At 63.3% G+C, this 18,570-nt stretch carries 17 protein-coding genes; 7 read left to right on the top strand and 10 right to left on the bottom strand.

Annotated elements, in window-relative coordinates; all coding sequences use genetic code 11:
* Positions 1-90: 90 nt before the first annotated feature.
* Together LOZ83_RS01110 and LOZ83_RS01105 are read left to right on the top strand one after the other, a co-directional pair.
* Entirely contained in the window at positions 91-1,389 is a 1,299-nt protein-coding gene (locus LOZ83_RS01110) for a hypothetical protein (RefSeq protein WP_236787926.1), read from the top strand.
* Positions 1,373-2,116: a glycosyltransferase family 25 protein gene (locus LOZ83_RS01105; protein ID WP_236787925.1), complete on the top strand. Its 744-nt coding sequence runs from the start codon at positions 1,373-1,375 to the stop codon at positions 2,114-2,116. The genes LOZ83_RS01110 and LOZ83_RS01105 overlap by 17 nt, the downstream gene beginning before the upstream one ends.
* 227 nt (positions 2,117-2,343) lie before the next feature.
* On the opposite strand, the gene LOZ83_RS01100 is transcribed toward LOZ83_RS01105, so the two are convergent.
* Both LOZ83_RS01100 and LOZ83_RS01095 read right to left on the bottom strand, forming a co-directional pair.
* The gene (locus LOZ83_RS01100; protein WP_236789397.1) at positions 2,344-3,012 is read right to left on the bottom strand and encodes a DapH/DapD/GlmU-related protein; all 669 of its coding nucleotides are present in this window, start codon (positions 3,010-3,012) and stop codon (positions 2,344-2,346) included.
* 2 nt (positions 3,013-3,014) lie between these two features.
* Entirely contained in the window at positions 3,015-3,800 is a 786-nt protein-coding gene (locus tag LOZ83_RS01095; protein ID WP_236787924.1) for an alpha/beta hydrolase, read from the bottom strand.
* 966 nt (positions 3,801-4,766) lie between these two features.
* Here LOZ83_RS01095 and LOZ83_RS01090 point away from each other — a divergent pair.
* The 5 genes from LOZ83_RS01090 (at position 4,767) to LOZ83_RS01070 (ending at position 10,230) form a co-directional block, all read left to right on the top strand.
* Complete coding sequence (locus LOZ83_RS01090) at positions 4,767-5,633, top strand: SAM-dependent methyltransferase (RefSeq protein WP_236787922.1); 867 nt, start codon at positions 4,767-4,769, stop codon at positions 5,631-5,633.
* Positions 5,634-5,852: 219 nt separating this feature from the next.
* Positions 5,853-6,419: a hypothetical protein gene (locus LOZ83_RS01085; protein ID WP_236787920.1), complete on the top strand. Its 567-nt coding sequence runs from the start codon at positions 5,853-5,855 to the stop codon at positions 6,417-6,419.
* A gap of 1,033 nt (positions 6,420-7,452) precedes the next feature.
* A complete protein-coding gene (locus LOZ83_RS01080; protein WP_236787918.1) occupies positions 7,453-7,767 on the top strand; it encodes a hypothetical protein in 315 nt (104 codons plus the stop codon).
* 5 nt (positions 7,768-7,772) lie between these two features.
* Complete coding sequence (locus LOZ83_RS40260; RefSeq protein WP_304512141.1) at positions 7,773-9,089, top strand: putative T7SS-secreted protein; 1,317 nt, start codon at positions 7,773-7,775, stop codon at positions 9,087-9,089.
* Positions 9,079-10,230: a hypothetical protein gene (locus LOZ83_RS01070; RefSeq protein ID WP_236787917.1), complete on the top strand. Its 1,152-nt coding sequence runs from the start codon at positions 9,079-9,081 to the stop codon at positions 10,228-10,230. The genes LOZ83_RS40260 and LOZ83_RS01070 overlap by 11 nt, the downstream gene beginning before the upstream one ends.
* Positions 10,231-10,413: 183 nt before the next feature.
* On the opposite strand, the gene LOZ83_RS01065 is transcribed toward LOZ83_RS01070, so the two are convergent.
* From LOZ83_RS01065 to LOZ83_RS01030, 8 genes are all read right to left on the bottom strand, one after another.
* Positions 10,414-10,767, bottom strand: a complete 354-nt coding sequence (locus LOZ83_RS01065; RefSeq protein WP_236789396.1) for a helix-turn-helix domain-containing protein — start codon at positions 10,765-10,767, stop codon at positions 10,414-10,416.
* Between the two features lie 717 nt (positions 10,768-11,484).
* The gene (locus LOZ83_RS01060; protein ID WP_236787915.1) at positions 11,485-11,724 is read right to left on the bottom strand and encodes a hypothetical protein; all 240 of its coding nucleotides are present in this window, start codon (positions 11,722-11,724) and stop codon (positions 11,485-11,487) included.
* A gap of 2 nt (positions 11,725-11,726) precedes the next feature.
* Positions 11,727-12,011, bottom strand: a complete 285-nt coding sequence (locus LOZ83_RS01055; RefSeq protein ID WP_236787913.1) for a hypothetical protein — start codon at positions 12,009-12,011, stop codon at positions 11,727-11,729.
* Between the two features lie 31 nt (positions 12,012-12,042).
* Entirely contained in the window at positions 12,043-13,050 is a 1,008-nt protein-coding gene (locus LOZ83_RS01050) for a hypothetical protein (protein ID WP_236787911.1), read from the bottom strand.
* Between the two features lie 270 nt (positions 13,051-13,320).
* Entirely contained in the window at positions 13,321-14,235 is a 915-nt protein-coding gene (locus LOZ83_RS01045; RefSeq protein ID WP_236787910.1) for a hypothetical protein, read from the bottom strand.
* Between the two features lie 1,463 nt (positions 14,236-15,698).
* Entirely contained in the window at positions 15,699-15,941 is a 243-nt protein-coding gene (locus tag LOZ83_RS01040) for a hypothetical protein (protein WP_236787909.1), read from the bottom strand.
* A 397-nt stretch (positions 15,942-16,338) separates the two neighbouring features.
* Entirely contained in the window at positions 16,339-17,145 is an 807-nt protein-coding gene (locus tag LOZ83_RS01035) for a ParA family protein (protein WP_236787908.1), read from the bottom strand.
* Between the two features lie 42 nt (positions 17,146-17,187).
* Entirely contained in the window at positions 17,188-17,907 is a 720-nt protein-coding gene (locus tag LOZ83_RS01030; protein WP_236787907.1) for a helix-turn-helix domain-containing protein, read from the bottom strand.
* Between the last annotated feature and the right edge of the window lie 663 nt (positions 17,908-18,570).

Raw genomic sequence — 18,570 nt, 5'->3', positions numbered from 1 at the left:
CCGGGAAGATGGTGTGGACTCTGCTGCCGCGTGCGCGTAGTTCGTAGGCCTCTGTGGAGGATGGATGCCGCCGTAGGCCATTCAGCGACAGTGTTGGTGGTCATCGCTCAAACCGATGGACATATGCTGGACACTGTGGCCAGTCACTCACTCTCCGTTGATGACGTCAAAGACGCCTTGAAACGCCTGCGTCAAGGTCACGGCCTCGCCCGTCCGACGGCGGTGCTGACGACGCTGCCCGACGCTGTACGAGCTCACCTAGCCAAGGGCGGTACGCCGGACTCTGGTTCAGCGGAAGAGATCACGCTGATCGTGGCGGTCATCCGCCGGGCGATAGGAGGACTAGTCGAAGACGAGCGCCTGTATGTCGAGGTCGATTTCAACCTTGTTGGCGAACACCAATTCCCGACCCTCACCGAGCGGCAGGAGTCGCTGGCACGCGTCCAGAAATGCGCGGTGAAGACCGTGCGCCGGCACGCCAATCGGGCTCTGGACACGCTCGCGTTTCTGCTCCTGGCCGGCCGCCAGCCGTCAGGACCGTCCCAAAACCGGCCGTCCGAGGCCGCGTGGGATTCCGATGATCCCGGTAGCCGGAAGGGGTCTCGAAGCGCTCGCTGGTGGGATGACCTTCGGTCATTCTGGCGCTTGTCCGACGAGTCCCACGTTGACATCGTGTGTTCGGAGATTCCGGACAACGAGGTCGCCGAGTACGCCTCGCCAGCCGACCGCAATTACCTCCGCTACGCCAAGTTCGCCGACCTGGATAGTCTGATTTACCTGCGGACGCGCTTCGCACAGCTGGCACCGACACTGACGATCCGCGACTTCGCGCCATCCGAGTACTACGACACGCAGGCCGATGTCTTGGTGGTCGTCGGCGGTCCGCCCTGGAACTCCAAGTACCGGGAGTTTCTCCCGCAGCTGCCGTTCTATTTCGAGCCTCACCCCTTGGGTGAAGACGATCCGTTGGTCGTACCGGGCCTGAACGGACTCGTCCTGGGGCCTCGCTGGACTGAGCGTCAGGAACTGCTGGAAGACGTCGCTGTGTTCACCCGGCTGACGCTTGCCCAGGGCACCACGGTGTTCCTGCTCGGGGGGTGCCTCACACTCGGCGTGCTCGGCGCAGCTCGCTGCCTACTCGAAGCACAGCGCGGCGCCCGCAGCGTCCGCTACGTCACGGAGCACATAGGCGACGCCGACTTCGTCCTGGTGACCGAAGCCAGACGCGTCGGCGGCATCACGGACGTGGCCGACCTGACCATGGTCAATCCACTACTGCTGCTCGCGCGTCGCAACAATGATCCGTTCACGGCGGTGATCGACAACTCCGCGCGCTACCGAAATGACCGAAGCCAGAAAGGAATGCTGAGCGTTGATCACGCCAGCTGACCTCCGGACCTACGTGATCAACCTGGCCCGGCGCCCCGACCGCCGCGCATGGATGAACCACGCACTTCCACGTGACCTTCCGGTCACGTTCACGTCGGACTGGACCGGACCGTTTGACGGCCAGAACCTGACTATGAACCTACTGGAGGAAGGGGGGTACAAACTCTTTCCGTGGCAGATCGAGTCAGACAACCCGTGGTGGAGCAGACCGCTGAAGTACGGGGAGGTCGCATGCACCCTCGCACACCTTGCGTGCTGGCGTCACGCCGCTAAGGCGGGCAGCAACACGTTTATTGTCATCCTCGAAGACGACGCGCTGCTGCCGACCACTTTCCTCGAAGACCTGCTCGACGGCCTCAATCGGCTGACCAAGCACGCTGCCTTCGATCTGCTGTACCTGGGTCGTTTCCCATTGGCAGCCGGGCGAGAGCCGTCAGTCATGGAAGGATTCGTTTCACCGGCTTACAGCCACTGCACTTTCGGCTATGTGCTTAGCCGAGCCGCAGTCGATGTCGTCCTTGCTACCCGCCTGGAAAGCGCCATCGTGCCCGTGGACGAGTTTCTGCCTGCCCTTTACATTGACCATCCACGCCCCGACCTCCGTGCGAGATTTCCACGGCAACTTACCGCCCTCGCCTACGACCCTCCTCTGGTTCGCCAGCGTTCGAAAGGTCAGGCGGGCAGCGACACCGAGGACTCCGACTTCGTCGGGCCTGTGGGGAAGTGACGAACCGACCGTTGGAACTGCGTAAGGGAGACATTTCGCATGCTAGCGAAATCTCGACGCCGGTGAGGGAGCACTGGTCGGCACGCGAGCAGACCGTCAGCGCAATCAGCAGAAGGCACGGGCAGCGCGGGCGAGCCGGGACGCCGGGTCAGTAGCAAGGAGGAGTGCGCCGGCCGGAGTTCGCAGCGTTGTAGTCGGTGTCCCTACCACTCCTCTGCCGGTGTCGATCACCACACACGCGGCCCCGGCGACGAAAGCCAATGGCGGATCAGGCCTTGCAGTCGGTGTCCCGGCCACTGCTCTGTGGGAGTGTGGATATTCACGCCCGTCACGACGTGCCCTGGGGGAACGTCTTTGGTGACCACGGCGCCTGCGGCGACATAGCTTCGCGGGCCGATCCGTACCCCGCCCACAACGCGCGCGCCATAACCGACTACTGAGTCCTCCTCGATCACAGGCGGGGCCTCCTCGACGTCCCACCAGCCCTCGTGCGGATGGGTATACTCGTGTACCAGTTCACCCATCACCGTCGAACGGTCTCCGATGGTGGTGGCGTCACAGATAAATCCGGCGACGCAGGCGTCCGCGCCGATCGTCACGCGGTCGCAAACATATGCGCCGTACGTAATACGCGTTCGTTCGCCAACAGTGCTGTCGTAGCCGATGCGAACGCGGTCGTCGATCACGCAGTCTGCGCCCACGTGGACTCCCTCGTAGATCACAACGTGGCTCGCTACGATACAGTTTGGCCCCACGGTCACCATTGCACCGATCGACACCGATCCAGGCTTCTGTTGCTCGGCTCGAACCCGTGCCTCTTTCGGGAAGCCGAAGACGCAGTGCTCGCCGATCAGCGTCGTGTCGTGGATCTGGACCTGCGCATACAGAGAAGCCATGGTCACGCGGGCCCCTCGTCGGTCGTGAGCCAGTTCACTGTCACCTGAACTGCCTCGTCCTCGCGTGCTCGCGTGTCAAATCCGTGATCCGAACCCGAGACTGTGCAGAATTCTGTGTTGGGCTTGACTTCTGCGGCTTGCTGCGCAATCTCGTAAGAGACTGCGCTGTCCCGGTCCCCGTGCACGATAATCGCAGGGACCGCGCTCGCTAAGAGCGAGTTCAGCGGCTGGTAGTGGTGGAACTCCTCGAATAACACTCGGCCGACCTCGAACTCGTCATCGAGCATCAGGAAGCCCTGAGTAGCCAACAGCTCTTGCTGCTCCGGGCTGAAGTTCATTCTTCCCCACGGTAGTTCCGGTTCGATGAAGGTGGCCTTCAAGTCCAACACGGGGTTCCAAAGGACGAGCTGAGCGAGCCGATTGCCCAACCACCGTAGGGAAAGCGCTGTCGACACGGCACCGAAACTCGACGCCACAATTGACAGAGGGCCTGGGAACCGCTCACGTACATAGTCGATCGCGGCCTGTAGATCGAGCAGTTCGCCCGCGATCGTCGCCCCGCGCTGGGTTCCACCGCTGTGGCCGTGGCCGCGGAAGGAGAACCGCAGAACGTTGAACCCTGCCTCCGCCAGACGCTCCGCGAGGCGCACGAACATGCCGCCCTCGGTCATATCCGCGTTTATCCCGTGGACCTGGATTACCGCGCCTCGCGTCAAATCGCCGACGCCCGGGTGGATGACGCCTTCCAGGCTAATCTTGTCGATCGACGTGAACTCCACCTGGTGCATTTTCGTCACTCCCTAACGTGCGCCGCGAACATGTGTCGCACGTACGGTGCCGCACGACATCTACGGGACGAGCGCACCCGCCACCCGCCTGTACGACCATGCGTGCGAGACGGGGTACTCCGTCGCAGGTGATCATCGCACACTCAGCCTGGATAGGCCCGCGACGCAAGCCTGGTCACGTGAAATTGCCGCCTTGTCTCCGAGGGGCACTTGGACCGTGCGCAGGTCAACGGCCCAACCGCCCCGGCCGAAAGCCTTACCTGGCCGTTTTGAGTAGCAGGTCAGCCGAAATCACCGAGTGTCCAGATCTTGTCCAGCATGCGGTCGGCTGTCCAGTGATACGGTCCCCCTCAGGGATAGCTGACCTCGCTCCGGTTGCGGCAAGCTCCGTACGCCCCGCCTCGACCCGTCCTGAAAGTCGCCATGAATCAATTCCGTGTGCAGTCCGCGATGTCACTTTGTGGCAGCCGCAGCGCTGCGACCACAGTCCCCGGCGCGCGAGGGTGCGCGCCCCCGCCGGCTCGTGTGCGGCGACATCGGGGTTGGCGAAGGCGGGGAGCTCGTCCCCAGACTTCCGGTCTCTGCACTCAGAGAGGTCAGATATCGGGGTGGCTACGCGCGTGACCGCACGCATTCCGGCGTCCGCGGATATGGCCAGGCTGCGTTGGGACTTTGCCGTCGAGGGCATTGCTTGGCTTTGTCAAGCCACTGTCGACCCATGGCTGATTGCCAGGTTGGCATCCGTTTACAACGCTCGCTCGGAAGAGTCAATCGCCATACGTCCATCTCCGAGCGACTGATGAGTATCCCGCCGGCGGTTGCGGTCGGGGCATCGTTGGCGTCGGCGCCGTCGGATTCAAATATTCGAAGTCGGTGCACAGTAGCGAACAAAGAAATCGTGGAATCGCGATTTTGCCGACCTGCGCCCGCTGGAATTTTGGCTATTGCGAGATGTTAAGGGGTGCTATGACACTGGAGCGTGCAACCGGGCCGTTCCCGGGGTTGGACCTTGAGCACCCAAGCGCGGCTCGGGTGTACGACTTCCTGCTCGGTGGAACCACGAACTGGGCGATCGATCGCGGGTTCGCGAAACGGGCGATCGAGAAGATGCCTATCGTCCGTGTTCTCGCGAAGACCAACCGCGAGTTCATTCAACGAGCTGCGGTCTTCTGTGCTCAGCGTGGTTTCAAGCAGTTTCTTGATCTCGGGTCCGGCATTCCCACTGCTGGGAATGTGCATGAAATCGTCGATACGATCTGCCCTGACGCCCGTGTGGTCTATGTCGACTTCGAGCCGGTTGCGGTAGCACACTCTCGTCTCCTGCTTGAAGAACACGGCGATCCCGAGCGGCACACTGTCATTCACGAGAACCTCCTCGATGCACGGGCCGTGTGGGAAACCGCGGTCAGTACAGGAGTGCTCGATCCTGGGAAACCCTTGGCGGTCCTCGCTGGTGCCGTCCTGCATTTCGTGCTGAAACCTGATGTCCACGACGCACTCCAATCCTACCGTGAACTGATGGTGCCCGGTTCAGCGCTGGCGTTGACTCACGTGGTCGAGGAGGGCGTCCCCGAACCTGAACTGAGTCAGATCCGCGAATTTATCGAGTTGTACCAGAAATCATCTACTCCAGTCACGTTCCGAACGCGTGATGAAATCCGATCGTTCTACGGCGATTTCGCTTTCGAATCGTGCGGCCTAGCGTGGCTGCCCGAATGGCTTCCAGACATTTACGAGTCGCCAGCTATCGCGACGCTGCACGGCAATCCCGCGCGGTCGTGCGTCGTCGGGGGGCTGGCGCTGAAGCCGGAACCCGCCGGGTTGGAAGACTAGCGATGTCCGTGTGCTCAGGTGCGCTCGGCTGTTCTGGGAGCAACGAACATCGAGAAATTCGATAGCTTGACCTAATGTGCCATCGATGGTTGGGAATCACGTCATGATGATATGTTAGAGAAATTCGCTTCAGGGGATTTGGCCTAACTTGATCGTCTTGGTTCTTGCGACGATCCTACTTCCACGCTTAGATGTCTTAAACAAGAAGGACGTAATTGAATGAGAATCGTCGTACACAACCTCCACATCGCGTGGATCATTCTGGGGCTGTGCTTCGCTATGCTGGCCTTAGGGATACCGAAGAGTGTGCACGCGTCGCCGTGCTCCACGCTGTGCAGTGACGGAGGGGCTCAGCCGATCAGTGCGATCGTATTTGTCGGGCCCGTTGGTTTGTTAGTCTTTGCAACCGGACAGTTGCTTTCGGTGCATAAGTCGACCGCCTGCACTCGCTGTGTGAAATTGATGTGTACATCCAAGGTGGCGAGATGGTTGCAAGTCCGCCGCCGCCTAGTTTCCGCGGCCTATTCGATTTTCGCCGTCGGCGCGGTTGCTGCTATTATATTGAATTCCCCGCAGTGGTTTATGCCAGTCGTCGCCGGCTTCTTATTGGTAGGTGCCATGGAAACACGTGCGACCCTGCGACATCAGGCGTTGGAGTCCCTGCAACCCAACGGCGGGCTGGCGTCTAATGCCACTTCCACCTCGTCGGATGTGTCGACGGTGGCTCTGAATATGGCGGACACCAAATCTAGCGAGAGTGTGCAATATGAAAAGACGTCAAATTAGACATGCGCAAGGCGTCCACCAGTTATGGGTAATAATAGATGGCTAATTGGCTTCGAAAATTGGAAAAACGCGCGCGACGACGAATTGGTATATGGAGTGTCAGCGTAACTGCCAACTGGGGCGTCGGTCGTAATCTTCGATATTACCGCAAAGATAGCGGTCTTTCGAGACGGGGGTTGGCGCGTCAGGCTGGTGTGCCATGGTCACAAGTAGTTCTCGTCGAGTTTCGCTTGCGAAACCTTCCGGTGGTCGAGGCCCGCCACATAGCCCGAACACTGAACATCGGTCTCGAACAGCTTGCGTCGAACCGAAAATCGCACTGACGCGTCTGCGCACGCCGACGGCCACGTCCCGTGTCGGACAAAAAAGAGCCGTATGTGGTGGGTGGCTGCCCGTCGTCGACCTGTTCGGCCTGACCCCCGGCACCACCACTAAAGGACGATCTGGCGAAGGGGTCGATCGCTGTGCAGAGGAACGACCTGTGACGTAAAGTCACGTCTGTTCGACCGAAATCGAACCACCAGTGGGCCTCGGAAGTCCAAAATGGCTGATCAACCGCATGGGCCCAGTGAAGGTGATTGAAACAGGAGCCAAGATGAGCCGCTATGCACGGTCCATTGTGTCTCCTCGGTCACTTCGCCCGTCCAACTACCTCGGGATTGTCGCTGAGCTGTTGCGCCCACCAGGAAGCTCCACTCGTCGCTTTCGTTGGGCAGCGGAAAGCTGCCCGCCGAGGACGAGACGGCCTTGGACTGAAAGGGGGAACCCGCCGGGGTGGCATGCTGGGCGGTTTGGCGAGCGGGTTGCCGTCAGAAATTTGCGCGCCCGCTTCTGCCTTATTCGCCCACGACGCTGCGCTCAGTGGCACACTGTTGGCGCCTTGCCGAGGCTACCCTCGGGCCACCTTGGGCATTTGCAGCTGCGAAACTCGTGCGAATTAGAGTCACGTTATGAGGTTGTTCCACTACTCTCAGGTGGTCGCCCGGTGGGGCAAGGATGAGGGGACGCGCGAGTGACATCAGGTGGTTTCCATGTGGACGTCAACGCCCTGAAAGAGGCCGGCCTTGGGCTGTCTGATCTGGTTGGCGAGCTGGGTGCGGTGCCGGTGGAGGACATCGACTGTGACCGGAAGTTCGTGGGACACAAGGGTCTGGCGGATTCCTACGAGTCGTTCACCACGCGCTGGCAGGTCGGGGTCGCCAACCTGACCAAGGACGGTCAGCAGCTGTCCCGGCGTCTGATCAACGCGGCCGGGGCGTACATCGAGATCGAGCAGGCGCATCAGCACACCCTGACGGGCCTGCTCGACGGGACTGGCGTCGATCCCGGCCTCGAGAGCATGGAGTGACCCCGTTGGCGGAGTTGGGTGACACGACCGATCCGAAGCAGTTGGTGCCGGGCGAGCCGGGTGAAATCCGCAAGTCGATCGCCCATCTGGTGGTGTGTGGAAACAAGATGGTGCAGACCGGTGACGGGTTGAAAACGCTCGACACCGGCGGCTGGACCGGCGGAGCTGCCGACGCCTACCACGAACGCTTCGACACCGAGCCGGGTCGCTGGACCATCGCCGGGGACGCGTTCCACGCTGCCGCGCAAGCCATCGAGGGCTACACGGCCACGCTGGAATGGGCCCAGGGGCAGGCGCGGGAAGCCATCGGCATCTACCAGCAGGGCGAGCAGGCCACACAGCAAGCCCAGGCGCAGCACAACCAGGCCGTCGCCGTTGCGACGCAGCAGGCCGCCGCGGCCGGGCAACCCGCACCGGCCCAGCCGCCGTTCACCGACCCCGGCGAGGCTGCCCGCACGCAGGCCCAGCAAATGCTCGACCGCGCCCGGGCACAACTGATCACCGCGGGCGATCAGGCGGTAGCCACGATCGACAAGGCACAGGAACACGCCCCCCAGACACCCACCCTCCTCGACGACCTCACCGACGGATTCACCTCCGCAGTGGACTGGATGGGAGATCAGGCGGCGGGCGTGGTGCACTCGGCGGGCGCCACGATCCGCGGCGCTGCCGACTTGGCCGGACATTTCGCCAGCGACGTCGTCATCACCGCCACCAACTTCGGCTCCGACATGGTCGACGCCGCCGGCAACCTCAGCGGACACGTCCTGGGCGCCGTCGGTCTGGACGACGCCGCGAACACCGTCACCTCCTCGACCCACGAGGCGTCCGAGGACATCCACCGCGCCGGGCAATCCGCCGCCCATGCCGCCGACACCGCGATGCACGACGCCGGGACCACCGCGTCGGGATGGGTCGATCACATCGCCAACGACATCAACGATCAGCAACCCAAACCGACAGGGCCGCAGTACGTGATCGTCGACCAGGGCGATTATCCGGAGGCCGCGAACCACGTGCGCGAGGCCCAAATGGGCACCTCCTGGCGCGGAGACGTGCCCTTCCCGAGGACCCAGCCGATGGAAGTCACGCTGGATCGCGAGGGTGCTGAGGAACGGCGCGACGAGTCGATGAAACAGGTCCCGCAAACCAAACCCGGCTACGACCGGGACGAGTATCCGCCGGCCATGTTCGCCGAAGGCGGCGAAGGGTCCTCGGTCAAATACATCGACCCATTCGACAATCGCGGCGCCGGGTCCTCGATCCGACACCAAACCGCCGGCCTCGACAACGGCGAGAAAGTGATCATCCTTGCCGACTGACCCCACCGCACCCGCCAACCTGGTCGACCAGTTACTGCGGCAGGCCCGGTACCCACTCGGCCCTCAGGTCACCGTCGTCCTCGACGAGTCCGGCCCACTCGCCGAGTTGGCGCTGCTACTGACCGCGGTCAATGGGTTCACCGTGTTCAACGCCGGCGTGCAGGTCTTCCACGCGGGAAGCGCGGGTCTCGGCCCTGAGCTCGCCCAATGGAACACACCCGGATCCTGGAAGGAGACCTACAACGGGCTCGCGGATGGCCTGTTCTGTTTCGGCCAGGACCTCTGCGGGCGCCAGTTCGCGGTCGAACACCAGGAGCACGTGGTTCTGTTCGATCCGGAAACCGCCGAACGCACGCGGATCGGCACGTGCCTGCAGGACTGGGCGGCCTGGCTACTCGCGGACCCCGAGAGGAACGCCTGTCGCGGCTACGCGACGACGTGGCAGGACCGGTACGGAGCGCTCACCCACGACCAGCGCTTGATCCCGCTGCGGTTCTTCAACCTTGGCGGGACCTACGATTTCGACAACATCGTCGCCAAACCCGCAGCCGAGTGCATGCGGATCCGCGGTCCCTTGGCCCAGCAGCTACACCAGCTACCCGACGGAGTACAGGTAAACCTCATGACCGAACGGCCACCCACGACGAACACCGACACCGAGCAGCATGCCTACGCCGAGTTGGACGTGTTCGCCGACTACAACGCCTTCGTCGTGCAGGACGAGGCGGCTCAGTTCGCACCCGACCGGCAATGGACCAGGGCCCTCATCACTGACCTCGTCGCCACCGCCCCCGGTGCGATCGGCGTGGGCACGGCGCGGCGCACCACCGTGCCCGTCATCCTCGACATCCGCGCCACCGAACCCGACATCAACCCCGACGACTGGGATCACATCACCGAGGCAGGCCTGCACACCGAAACCGGACGGCTTCTCGTGTCGGCGTTCGACTACACCGACAACATCCCCCGCACCCCGATCCCGGCCGGCGACTACACCGCGCGCATCTACTACCGCGGACTCCGCACCATCTCGCCCGACGGGCGATTCGGCAACGATCTGTACCGGGTCGTGCTCTGGCCCGGAGAGCCACGACCGCCACGGGTAATCAAACGATTCGATGGTGAGCTGCCAGGCGGTTAGGCTTCGCGGGGGGCCGGCGTATGCGGCTCTAGCGTGGCGCAGCAATCGATCCCACGGTCGTGTGATGAACCGCTCCTTAATGACTTGTCGGCGAAAGCGGTTGACTCGTTGCGTCGGTTGTCCCCGGATTACCTCGCCGACGTTGATCCCGCAGCCACCCAATTCTTCGGGGCCCAACTCCAGCTATTCCTCGTGCCCCGTTCTGCGCGGTGGTCCCATCCGACCACGCGACTTGGGCGGGGGTGGTTCTGGCAGATCGCGCATGAGAGCGGCAAAGTCGAGTTCTAGAACTTGCACGAGCCGCGCGATCGTGCTGATCCCCGCGTTCTTCTGACCTCGCTCGATCGCACTGATCGTCGACCCGCTGATATCGGACAGTGTCGACAGTTCGTCCAGAGTCAGGTCGCGGTCCTCTCGCCGCAAGCGCAACCGATTGCCCAGCTTGCCCAGGAACGGGTTGGACGGGGGCTTCTTGGCTTCTGGCGGCACGGCGGATAGGTCTATCGGCTCTGTCCTCAAAAGAACAGGCATGATCATCTTTGTCACTATCGGAGTTTTCTGATAGTGCATGACAGGCCAGGATCTGGGTTGATTTCCGCAGGTCAGCTGCATCGGGGCCATGAGTGCCGCCCAGCACACTCGTGAGAGGATTCACGCGTTTGGCGGATGCAGATGGAGTTGACGTCTGAATGCGGACGGGCGGCGCACCCGATGCGCATCCGCAGCCAATCGCCTGCCGGGAGTTCGACTGCATCGATGGCCGATTGGAGTTGCTGGGCCTGCAACCGGGAAGCTGCACCGGGGGCGGACTGTTGGGTGCCACCTTCCGAAGAGTTGTAAATTCTTCGAGTTAGTCGACATGTCGGCCGAGGTGTCCACCGCTGATCGTGGCCACGGGGTGGCACGGAGGTTCATGACGCCTGCGCACAAAGTCGCGAACATGTCCGACCTGGCCTGGGCGGCCGCGGCTTGGCTAGTCAAGGTCTCAGCTCACCAGTCGCGCTCGCACCCGGCGCGGCGTTCGGCACCCGCGTCGGGATGTCTGTCGACGGTCACTACGCGATCACCCAGATCACTGCAAGCGGCCGAAGCGTACCCGGCGTTCGCCGCGCGGTGAAAGGCCTCCGAATCCGTACGTAAGGCCCCTAACTTTGCCGCCACCTGGTTGGCTCGCGTCTCGGACCGAGTTGCCAGTCGGCGCCGTGGACAACCCACTCTTGCGGCCGGTCGACCAGGAGGGGCCTCTCGTCGCGCTCACACCCGATCGTCTGACGCAAGCGCATCCGGCGGCGCCCGCAAGATGGATGCGCGCCGCCGCCGGGCGTTGTTACAGGTTGGCACATCTTCCTCATGTCGAAGCATGCGCTTACGTAGCTCTTTACTCGTAATGGCATCACCCACGAAGATCTGATGGTCGTTACACGCGGGGTCTCCGCATTCGATCGAGATGGCACCGAGCAGGTTCAGGTCGATGAAGTAGCCGTCTTCGGTCATCCTCATGCCGCCTCTAGCGGCCATTCGTCCCATTCTTCGAGCTTGAACGGTCGAATGTTTGAGAACTCTTCGCGAAGCTTCTTGTCAATAGGCGACAGTATTTCTCCGAACTCCTGCTCTCTCGGAATTTCGACTGGTATCCACTCGCCATCATCGCCTATCTTTCTCGCATAAGAGCTCGGGCGACGTATTAGGAGTGCTTCCTGTGAGCTGTTCTCGTCGGCGGGAAAAATGAGTACTTCTGCGCTTCCGTGGCGGCTAATGCGCCGCCAAAGCTCACGGATCACCTGCAACTCATTCCGTTGCTGGAACAGTGATTCATTTTCCCCTCACAGGTGGGCGGCCGCCAGGCGGTCGGTCCAACAGGTTGACCTTGACTTTCTTTGGTCCGGCCCGGAAGGGAGCATTGTCCGGCCCCCGGACGTACGGCTCGATCCAAATAGGCTCGATGATGTTGCGAGACTTGTATGGCTGCCAACGTACGTGGCCAGAGACCAACGAGCGGAACTTCACCTTGCCGCGTGCTTGGCCGGTAGTGGCCGCCGACGGCGAGCGCCGCGAGGTGTGCAGCCGGACGACTGTCACGCGGGGCTCGCCGTAAATTGGCTGACCGCTATTCTCGGCCTGTCGCTGCATGCTCTTACGCATCCATCGTTCTTCCGTGGTTGCAATGGGTTTCTTCGCCTCCCTTTTCATCAGGAGCCACGCGGCGCGGACGGTCTGCGTGTAGCTGGCGCAGGTGCCATCGAGCGGACTCGCATCCTCGGCAGGGTCGATCTCGAGGATCTCATTCGACCTGGTCCTGACTCGAGTGAGCGGCGAGCCGTACTCGACAAGTACCTCGTTGTCCCACGCGAGATCCGCCTCATTCTCGGCCACGAAGCGTTGAGCGTCCTGACGATTAAGCCCCATGCTATCCATTGCAAGCGCGATGCCGTCTTCACGATTGACGGCCGACCAATAGGTGACCCACAGATACTGATCGGGGTGTCCCATGAGGCTCGTTCGTCCCCAGGAGGCGGCCACGATCGAAATATCGGCGTAGCCCGTGCTCGGGTGTTCGGATTTGTAGCCGCCAATCGACGCACCAAAGACCATAAAGCCACTGGGCGAGGGAATATCGTGTGGCCACACTGACCACGTTGGCAGCTTGGCTCCAGCTTGCTGTGCCACAGCAGTCATTTCATCGGTGACATAGTACATCGGCGCGCTGATTAGACGATCGCGCTCGTCTTCCAGGAGTCGCGCCGCAGCGCGCCTGGGATGTCTCGGATCGGGATTAATAGCACCGAACCCGTGAGACAGCATTCCTGCGGTGGTAGTCACTTGTAGAGGCTTTCGCATCTGATCTACGAGTTGGCCCCTTAGGAGCGGTAGATTGCGCGGATCTGGTGGCTGCCATTTCATTCGTTGCGCTCCCGTATGGCGGGATTCCGCGGCTTTGGCCTTGAAGTTGCCGCGCAGGCCCTGATTCCTGGCGTCCTCCGCGGCCGGCCATGGACGTCATCGACGGCCGTCATAACCCGCCATCGCGGGCCGAAGTTGGCGACGACCATGTTCTCCTCCGATGTTCGGCGTGGTCGTTAGCACGGGATGTCAGCCTCTTGGGAACTCGAAGCGAGCGTGGATGATCTGCTCGCCGATGTTATTGGCGACCATAAGGAGGTGCTCCGCGAGCAATGCCGTGCTAGGCAGATGTTTCTTCAATTCGCTATTCATCCGCCGTGTTTTGCGTTGAATCGCGAGACGTATCAGTCGGGCGACGACTGCTCTTTGTCGTTCGAGTGATTCGGCGGGCCATTGGCCGGGATCGTGGTAGCCACTGCTGCGTATGTTGGGGGTTTGGCCGTACGTGATGGGGAAGTACCATTCGTCGGCGTTGGTGTAAGTCAGCGCGAGCGCGAAAGCGCATAGAGTTGCCGCGCGGCGCATCGCCTGTGGCCTCGGGAACAACGCTGCGAGGTGATCGCGCACGTGAGTGGTGGCGATACTGATCGGAAGCCCGTCGGTTGCCCAAAATAAGCCGATCAGCCTCGCGCAACTAAGCGCGTTGGGGCGGTAAGAATCCTGGGGGGAAATACCATCCTCAAAGTCGAGACGCTGTGCCGCGTTCTCCAACGCATGGTGGAGTATGAGGTAATGGGAGGGGCGTGCGGCACGTGAACAGACAACGGCGACACGTGCAACGAGAATGCTCGCCACGTCGACAGGTGAGCTGTCAACTTCGGGTTCATCGATTAGCGGTTCCGCGAGGTCGACCTTGACGACGCCAAGCAGGTGCTCTACACCGTTGTCGGCGGTCGGCCCGATTGTTTCGTTGAACAATTTTCGCTCAGTCACGACGAGCACGCTAATCGCCATTGCGCTGACGGCGTCGACGATGTGCGGTCGGGCACGAGTTTCCCCGGCGAGTGTGGCGCGCGCTGCGCTAAAGCCGCCAATGCGGAATGCATCAACTGCGTCGTCAAGTACGCGCGCTTCTGGCCAGATATGAGTACCGGTGTCGGTCAATTGTCACCACGCCAAGTATCTTCGATAGATTATGGATTCGACTAGGCGATCCGCGGGGACCGCCGAGTCAACGGCATAACCCTCGTCGCATGCACATTGTCCACAAAGGAATACATTGAGATAGCCGTCGTGATACCAGGGCTCTTCTTCGGGCGTCTCGGATCGCGACACAAGGCATGCCCAACAGATTGCCGCGTCCGGGCATACGTCCAGGGGCATGCTCCACCTCCACTCGGGCTGGCTGTGGCCCCCTTCGCGAACACGCGGCAATTTCTGTGATCTCCAGCGCCGCATGGCGAGAGGCGAATTCGTGCTGGGTCCCAGCGACTTACGTGGGCGGCCTGCGGTTTTCGGCTCACCTCCTGCAATCAGTGAGGGACGGCGCTTTGAACCTCAAGTCGGCCGCCCTGTGGCCTGGTCGGGGCGGCGGCGATGCCCTGCGACGCGGACAAGTGGCCCGCGTGGGCGCGCCATCGCAGCGACTGTCGGTGAATTTCACTGACGGTGCGTATGTTCTCCCAGTTCGGGGTCGCGCTAGAAGTCCAACCGATCAAGGGCCCCCTCCCGCTCTTTGCCCGCACCATCAACCTGCGTGTCCCGCCGCTCCCGGAAGCGGTCCAGCACGGCTGGACAGGAGGTTGGGCGGGGTGTCCTGCATCGCGTGGTCTCCGGAAGTCCGCTCAGCCAACCTGCAACTTTATGCCATCGTTCAAGGCAGCCTACACGTTTTCACTCCTAACTGACTACTCCGATAGTGAATGACGATGCACCATCGCGACATCGGTAGCAGGTTGGGGGTTACTCACGTCAGGCACCTTTTCGGCGGAATCGCCAGCGGAACCGTGTCTCCTACATGTTGACCCGCGAAAATCCCCGGGCGCACCGGTGGCTCGGCAATGAATGCTTCTCCGCGCGTTGCGCGGCTGCCTTCGGGCGACCAGGCCCACCCGTGGTCGCGCACATGGCAGTCGCGGAGGTGAGCGCCGCGGCGCGGCTTCGGGTGGAGGTGGGCTGGCGGAGTGGCGCCGCTGGCTTCCGTCCGGGGTCTTGACGGTGGTGGCGAGTACGTGTATCGCGCGCGTTGCGCGCGCAACGACGCGCGCGTGCGTGCGCGCGCCAGCCGGTGATGCGACGCGCCTTCTGCCGTTCGGTGCCTTCTGCGCTTGCGCTACAGGTGTGATGGATGAGGCGGTTTCGCGCGTTCCGTCGACGGGCGTGTCGTTGCGCAGGTGGTTCGAGGGCGATGCGGGCGCGGTGTCGGGTTGTCGTCGGAGCGCGGGTGCGCGTGTTGGTCTTCGGCGCGTGCGTCGGCAGTTGGGGGCTTGGCCCCGGGGGCTGGGTGTGCGCGCTGTGGTGCTGGTGGGCGTCGACTATTCCCACGGATGCTCCCGGGTTGTCGCATTCGTGGTTGCCGGGGGTGTCCTCGTCCGGGTGGTTGGGGCGAGGACACCCCCTGGGGACGGCTAGGCAGTCCAGCCGGTGTGGTGGAGGAGTTGGGTGTATTGGTCGTCGTCGAAGCCGAGGCCAACTGCTTCGCCGCGCAGGCGTGCGATCTCCCGCTCGGGGAAGCCTTGGTCTCGGGCGTCGGCGAAGGCCTTGACGAGCTCGTCCTGGCGGGCCTCAACGAGCCGGTGGGCGGCGTTGAGAGCGCGCAGGGTGTTGATCAGGCCCAGACGTAGTGATTTGCGGACGGACTCGGGCATCACCGGCCCAGCGGTAGGCGGTGGTATTGCGGGGAGAAGACTGCGACCGAGCGCGACAGTTGACGGGTTCCTGCCGCCATCGGCCATATTGCCTGGTGCACTGGCTGGGCTTGGCCGCGAGTCCGCGCCGGCTTCGCTACTGTGAATGGGCCGTACTCGCGCGACGCCCTCGTGCGCGGGTGATAGCGCTACAGTGTGGCCGTTAGCTGGCTCAGATGGTCCCTGGGGTCCTGTATCGGTAACGGTCGGCGCTGTAGGCGGGTTCGCGGGTGTCCGGCTGGTGGTCCCGTCCTTTGGGGTAGGGGCGTGCCGTGTCTTGCGGGCGGCCTTATTTCCGGCGGCCGCTAGGCGCGCAGTGCCGGCGATCGCGTGCTCGGTTCCGCCTGTGCGATTGGGGGGTTCAGGCTGCATGGGTGAGGACCTCTTGGGCGAGTGCGGTCAGGTCGCGCGTGAGGGCTGCGCTGTTGGTGCCGTGGGTGGTGCGGGCGGTGATGACGGTGCGGATCCGGCGGCGGGGCATCCAGCCGTGGTGGCGCACGAAGGTGTCGGCGACGCCCACTCGGTGCCGCTGCGCGAGCGCGAGCAGGCGGCGGGATTCGTATCCGGGTAGGTGGGCGGGGTTGGTGGGCACGTGGTTGGGCACGAGCAGGAGGTTGAAATCAGCCAGTTCGTCGAGGGCGTCCTCGACAGCGTCGAGCTCGCCGGTGCCCAAGATGACCGGCATGATCACCAGGTCGGCGGCTTGCGCGGCACCGAGGGTGGATCGGCTGCCACCGGGGTGGGTGTCGATCACCATGGGCCGTGCCCAGCCCTGGCTCCAGGCGATGAGCAACTCGGCCATTGCGTCGGGCTCGGGCTGGTTGGGCTCGAAGTCCCGGTGTCCGGGCACCATGTCCGGCCGGTTGCGGCTGCGGTGAATCCGCGGCGGGCGGCCCTGAGGGTCGAACAGGGCGTCGAGCAGCGGCGCGCGCACGTAGCGGGCGGTCTGATACCCGAGCAGGCGGGACACGCGGCCGCCGTCCCAATCCAGGTCCACCAGGATCGCGTCTAGCAGCCAGGCGAGTTCTTTGGCGAAGGTGGACTTGCCCTGCCCGCCCTTGGGGGACAGCACGGTGATGATCTTTCCGGCCAGTCGGGTGGCGGCGTGCCCCCGCAGGGCCGCGACGCTGGCGGTGAGATGTTGATGGTCGAGCATGGCGGTAGCCATGGGGTTCTCCTTCGATATGTGCGCAGGGGTTCTGCCGAGGGTTCAGGAAGCGGCCGGGAGGCCGGGTCTGCTGGGGTAGTGCGGCGAGCGGGGGTTGCAGCGCGGGCACGGGACGGCGGTCTCGCCGTGCCACACGAGCCGGGTCGCGACCGGTTCTCGGGGTCGTCCGTCGCACTGCCCGCACGGCCGCTGCGGTGCGGGCGGCCGGTCGCCCGGCTCGACCGTCGCGGTCACGCGGCCGCGTCGGCTGGGCTGCCGCGGGCGGGTGGTTCCCGGACGGTTCAGGGATGGTTCGGGTGCAGTGCTTGCACCCCGTAACGTCGCTGTTTGCACCCCGCGCGGCTGTTGTTGCACCCCGTGGGTGTCGGCGGGGTGCAATGCATGCACCTCGTTCGCGTGGTTGTCCACAGGCTCGCGCGGCTTGGGGGTAGCGGCGGTGAGGGGTGGGGTTTCTGCCCGGCGAAGGGCGAGGTCCCAACCGTGTGGGCGCCGGTCGGCCCGTTTGACGTAGGCGGCGATGATCTCGGGATCGGACGGGCTGATTAGCCCCAGTTGCTCGAGATCGCGTAATGCGTATTGGACCGAGCGGGTGGACAGACGTGTGTACTGGGTAAGGGTGGCGATGGCGGGGAAGGCGTTCGTGCCGTCGGGACCAGCGTGGTTGGCCAGACCGACCAGCACGCTTGCCATCGACGAAGCGTTCTTGCGGTTCCGCGGTATCGGCGCCTGGGTAAGTGCCCAGGTGATGGCTTCGACGCTCATCGCCGACCCCCAGCCATCGTTGGCCTATACCGGCACGTCGCGAGGAGGGCTGCCGCATAGAGCCTCGGTGCCCATAGGCGCCAGGTGAGGACCAGGCGCGTCGCAGGTGAGGAGGTCGCGGCAGCGTGGTGTCGACCACGGCCGTGCCCCGGGGACAGGCGGCGATGATAGCCAGGGCACGCGCGGTTACCGGCGCGCGTGGGCCCGTGCAACCGCATCCTGGCGGCCAGCGGGTTGGCAGGGGCATGACGGCCGCTGGGCGGCCTGGGACGAGACGTAAACATGGGTCTCCGTTCGTGGCCCCGTCTCACACGCGTCTCACGGACTGGCAAGACTGGGCCGGATCAGAGGCCCTGACCTGGACGATTCCCGGACTCCGACCAGCCTGTTTGGACTGGCCAGGACCCGCTGGACCCCTTTAGGCCGCCTGGGGGTCAAGGGGTCGCAGGTTCAAATCCTGTCGTCCCGACGGTCGTAAGGGCCCGCTGGGTCTGGGTGAGAGCCCAGGTCAGCGGGTCTTTTTCTTACTTTCCATTGATCTTGACTGTCTGTCCATTGTGGTCTGAATCAAGATCAACAGGGGTGTGCAGGAGGAAATCAGGAGTCGATCATGAAACCGCTTTGACCCGAGGCCATTCGGGGTCGCCTCGGCTGCCGCTCCTT

Source organism: Amycolatopsis sp. GM8 (assembly GCF_021653975.1).
GTDB lineage: Bacteria > Actinomycetota > Actinomycetes > Mycobacteriales > Pseudonocardiaceae > Amycolatopsis_E.
This window is presented reverse-complemented; position numbering and strand designations above follow the sequence as displayed.